The organism is Bacteroidota bacterium (genome assembly GCA_030706565.1).
Taxonomy (GTDB): Bacteria; Bacteroidota; Bacteroidia; order Bacteroidales; family JAUZOH01; genus JAUZOH01.
The window spans coordinates 1-4,235 of sequence record JAUZOH010000327.1; the positions used below are offsets into that span (position 1 = coordinate 1).

Below are 4,235 nucleotides of genomic sequence, written 5' to 3' on the forward strand. Positions count from 1 at the left end.
ATGAGAAATATTCCTCTGTGTACCTCTGTGTTATTGTATCGACTTATTACACAGAGAACCACAGAGTTTTAACACAGAGTGCCACAGAGAAATCTGTTATAACCCCTTTATACTACTTGCGAAACTTAAATAATTTATTATTCAAGAATTGATCTTCCTTCCAATAGTAGGGATTATTCATGACATAATTTCCGATTCTCAGAAAGGATTTATCGTCACGGATAATATGATCATAAAACCGGGATTGCCAGGCGAAATTAATTTTATTTTGGGTGGCATATTTTTTCACCCCGGTTTTATAACCCCGAATAATGGATGCCATATTTTGCGATTGCGGGCCAAATTTATTTTGGGTTTTAATTAATATTGGCGGTTTTATTGATGATTGCGTTGAAGGATAGTCAGGAATAATATTTTTGTGCGGTGGATGGTTGGGCATGACCACAAATTCCTCCCAAACCACGAAAGGGAAATGATTGGAAATTCCGGAACAATATTGGTTTTAAATTAATTGCCAATGAAAATAAATTCATATTTTCCATTGGCAATTTCATGAAATTTTTTGTTAAAAAGATCTTATTTTTCCTTCTCTTCCGGTGATTTGATCAACACACTGAAAATAAAAAGGATAACCGCCGATGCAGCTAAAATTATCAGCAGGGAAGACATAAATTTTGCCATGAAATTTTCCAGCGGAATTATTCCCCAAACACCCAATAAGGCAATAACGGTAAAGAGAAGAATCACAACAACCAGAAAATATGAAATAATTTTTTTAATCGTCATCATGTAAAAATTTTATAGTTAATAAAAAAATTAAACACCTTATAAACAACCGCTTGCATTAATCATTGTATACTTGATTGATATCAAAAGGAATAGAATTTATTTCTTTAAAAGTAAAGATAAAGAATAAATTGAATCTGCATAAGTTATGGCATCATTTTTTTTAAGTATCCATTGGGGTTTGCCTTCGTTTTGAGCAATAGTAACAGAAAAGTAAGAATCTTTTGAGACGACCTTATAATTTAGCCTTTCAAGGGCCTTTTGAGTCCATAATGCCGGCAATCCGGTTCCATTTAAAGAAACAGGTATTCCGGTACGGGAAGGAAGCATAAAATCGCCCAGCTTACTGTCAAAATGCAGGCTGCTTTGATCAAAGAGCCGGTCAAACATATTGTTTAAAACCAGGTCTTCAGGAGCACCTTCGAAAATTTGTTTGCCAGCCAGCATCCAGATTTTGTCTGCCTGCCTGAGGGCGATATTCAGATCATGGGTAGAAAAGAGGATGGTCTTGTTCTTCTTCCGGCATAAATTGCCAAGGGCATGTACAATTTCGTATTTGTTAGGCAAATCAAGAAAGGCAGTGGGTTCGTCGAGAACGATCAGGTCTGTATCCTGAGCCAGGGTCCGGGCTATCATGGCCCTTTGCCGCTCACCGTCGCTCAGCTGATTGAGATTTTTATCAACAAATTTTTGCATGCCCATCAGCTCAATTGCTTCATTAATTTTAAGATAATCTTCCTGATCAAGATGCCCGAACCAATTGGTATGAGGAAACCGTCCCAGGCAAATCAGGTCAAATACCTTAAGGTAGCTAGCCTGTACAGGTTCAGTGGAGACAAAAGCCACCCTGCGGGCAAAGCGTGAAGAAAGGTAAGTGTTTATATTTTTATCATCCAAAGAAATTTTTCCTGATAAAGGCTTTTGTAACTTAACAATGGTACGCAAAAGGGAACTTTTCCCGGCCCCGTTTTCTCCAATCAGTGCGATCAGCTCTCCCCTCTTTGCCGAAAGACAAAGGTTTTCCAATACTGCTGTAGTTTTTCCATGAGCAGTTGTATATCCTATCTTTAAATTATCAATCTTCAACATATCAGGTCAACTGGGAAATTTTCTGATTCTTAATCACAAGCCAGATGATAATCGGGATACCTACAAGGGCAGTTACCGAATTAATGGGCAAAGTATTGCCCATTCCGGGCATTTGAGAGATCATATCACTAAAAAGCATGACCACCGCACCAATCAGCATGGTTGCAATCATCAGGAAACGATGGTCGGCGGTTTTAAAAACGAGGCGGGCAATATGTGGCACAGCTATATCGATAAAGCCAATTGGGCCACAAAAAGCGGTAATACTTCCGGCCAGCAAACTGGTACTAAAAAAAACCAGGAAACGGGCCCTTTTAACGTTTAAGCCCAGGCTTTGTGCATAGTTTTCGCCCAGCAGCAAAGCATTCAATATTTTTGAAGAAGCCAAAGCAATGAGTAATCCAACTACTATGCATGGAACCAGCACAAATAACTGAACCTTGGAAACTCCGCCAAGGCTTCCCATTGTCCAGACAATAAAAGATTTCAGCATGGATTCATTGCTGAAATATTGAAGTATGCTTACAATTGCCGAAGTTACGCTTCCAAACATAATACCCAGCACCAGAATGGTCATTATGTCCTTTACCCTCAAAGAAACCGAAAAAATGAGCAGCAGAATCAATCCGGCACCTAACCAGGCCGCAATAACCACCATAAAATTCCCTGCAAGCCCGAGCAGGCTCAATGAGAAATAGGAGGAAAACCCAAGTACCAGCAGGGCAACGCCGAAACTTGCACCTGCACTGATGCCCAAGACATAAGGCCCGGCAAGGGGATTACGAAAGATAGTCTGCATCTGAAGGCCTGCTGCAGAAAGCGCCATTCCGGCAAGTAAAGCAGTAACCGCCTTTGGAATTCGAAAATCAAATAAAATAACATTCCACTCTGGCTGTGAAACCGAACTTCCGGTCAGAATTGAAATAACATTCCGGAGTGGAATTTTGACAGATCCGATAAGTAAATCACAAAGGAAAAAAACCAGTACCATCGCCAGGATAGATCCCAACAAGGTATAATACTTCCTTTGGCCTGTCTTAATCATTTCGTCAGGTTGTTGGTTATCAATCTGTCTCATTTAAAATACAAGTCTGAAAATATTTCTTATTCAGCCAATTTATCCAATAAACCAACAAATTTCTCCTTAATATCCTTATTTATTCCCTGAAATGCGGCTTTTATTTCTTTAGGAGTTTTACCTTCAGGATGATTTACACGGGCGATAAGGTCATTGCGATGTGTTATAACATCTTTAACGATAGAGTCAATTTTTTCTGCATTGGCTTCAGGATGGAATATTTTATATGTCAAACATTCATTCACCAACTCATAAGTCAAGGCATTAATATCCTTTTTCAAACATCTTACATTATTCATAATAATATAGAATTAAATTAATTTGTAATTATATAATGATCAATTATTTATTTCAATTGCCATCAGGCATTTTGAGAAACAATCCAATGGCCACTGTTCAAATCGAGACAATTCACAAAACATATAATTTTAACCAGCTATCGACAACAGTATTTTTAACAAAAGTACAAATTCCAGGCAATTTTTCTGCATTTTCTGCATATTAAGACGGCCGGGAGTTATGCCAATTCCCAATATTTTCAAACAGTCGGTTTAAAAATCACGCCCATATTTTTCCTCCCATCTATCAATATTTTGAGAGGTTTTTCAAAGGATATATGGCGAAGGTGGTCGTTTTCATAACAGGCAGGTAGTTGATTCAGAAAATCCACATCGTAATAACCCTCATTGATGTATGGATTGATGGTGAAATAACCCACCCGGAAAGAAGTCAGGTTCTGGAAGAAATGCGTACCCTGACTGGGATCTATTCTGAAATTTCTCAACCCCGATTCTACAATGACACGTGCCTGAGAGATTTGTACCCAATTTATGGGGATACCCAGCCAGGGATCACGTGAGCCCCATCGGCCGGGCCCAACCAGCACATAATTCGTTTCATTGGCAACAAATTGCTCATTCAGTTTTTCAATTTCCAGGGCAATTTGCTTATTATCAGCGGGATTAAAAGTTTCCGGTTTCACATAAATAAAATCCCTGATGTTCTCAATCGAACCATTTCCCAATGCGGAGGTAGAATAGATAATAGTTTCTTCCCTGGGCACTTCATCGATTTTTACGACAATATGTTGATCATTTTCAACTATGGGTCTGATCTGAAGAAAATTGAACAGACGGGGCTCACCAGGGTCAACATCCAGATTTACGGCAAATTCTATTTCTATCGGATTATTCATTTCTTTTTGCCCAATTTCCATCAATTCGCTGATAATCTTTGCCAAGGGAAAGGTCTCATGATTCAATATCTTTGAAAAAGTAACCAC

At 38.7% G+C, this 4,235-nt stretch carries 6 protein-coding genes; all 6 read right to left on the reverse strand.

What is annotated here, in order from left to right; translation table 11 throughout:
- Positions 1 to 112 precede the first annotated feature (112 nt).
- Entirely contained in the window at positions 113 to 463 is a 351-nt protein-coding gene (locus Q8907_13405; protein MDP4275268.1) for a hypothetical protein, read from the reverse strand.
- A 113-nt stretch (positions 464 to 576) separates the two neighbouring features.
- Positions 577 to 789: a hypothetical protein gene (locus Q8907_13410; protein MDP4275269.1), complete on the reverse strand. Its 213-nt coding sequence runs from the start codon at positions 787 to 789 to the stop codon at positions 577 to 579.
- 96 nt (positions 790 to 885) lie between these two features.
- Positions 886 to 1,875, reverse strand: coding sequence for an ABC transporter ATP-binding protein (locus Q8907_13415; protein ID MDP4275270.1), 990 nt, complete (start codon positions 1,873 to 1,875; stop codon positions 886 to 888).
- A gap of 1 nt (position 1,876) precedes the next feature.
- Positions 1,877 to 2,953, reverse strand: a complete 1,077-nt coding sequence (locus Q8907_13420) for an iron ABC transporter permease (GenBank protein MDP4275271.1) — start codon at positions 2,951 to 2,953, stop codon at positions 1,877 to 1,879.
- Between the two features lie 26 nt (positions 2,954 to 2,979).
- Positions 2,980 to 3,252: a hypothetical protein gene (locus Q8907_13425; protein MDP4275272.1), complete on the reverse strand. Its 273-nt coding sequence runs from the start codon at positions 3,250 to 3,252 to the stop codon at positions 2,980 to 2,982.
- 239 nt (positions 3,253 to 3,491) lie between these two features.
- The coding region (locus tag Q8907_13430) for a phosphoenolpyruvate synthase (protein MDP4275273.1) at positions 3,492 to 4,235 on the reverse strand (744 nt) is incomplete at its 5' end.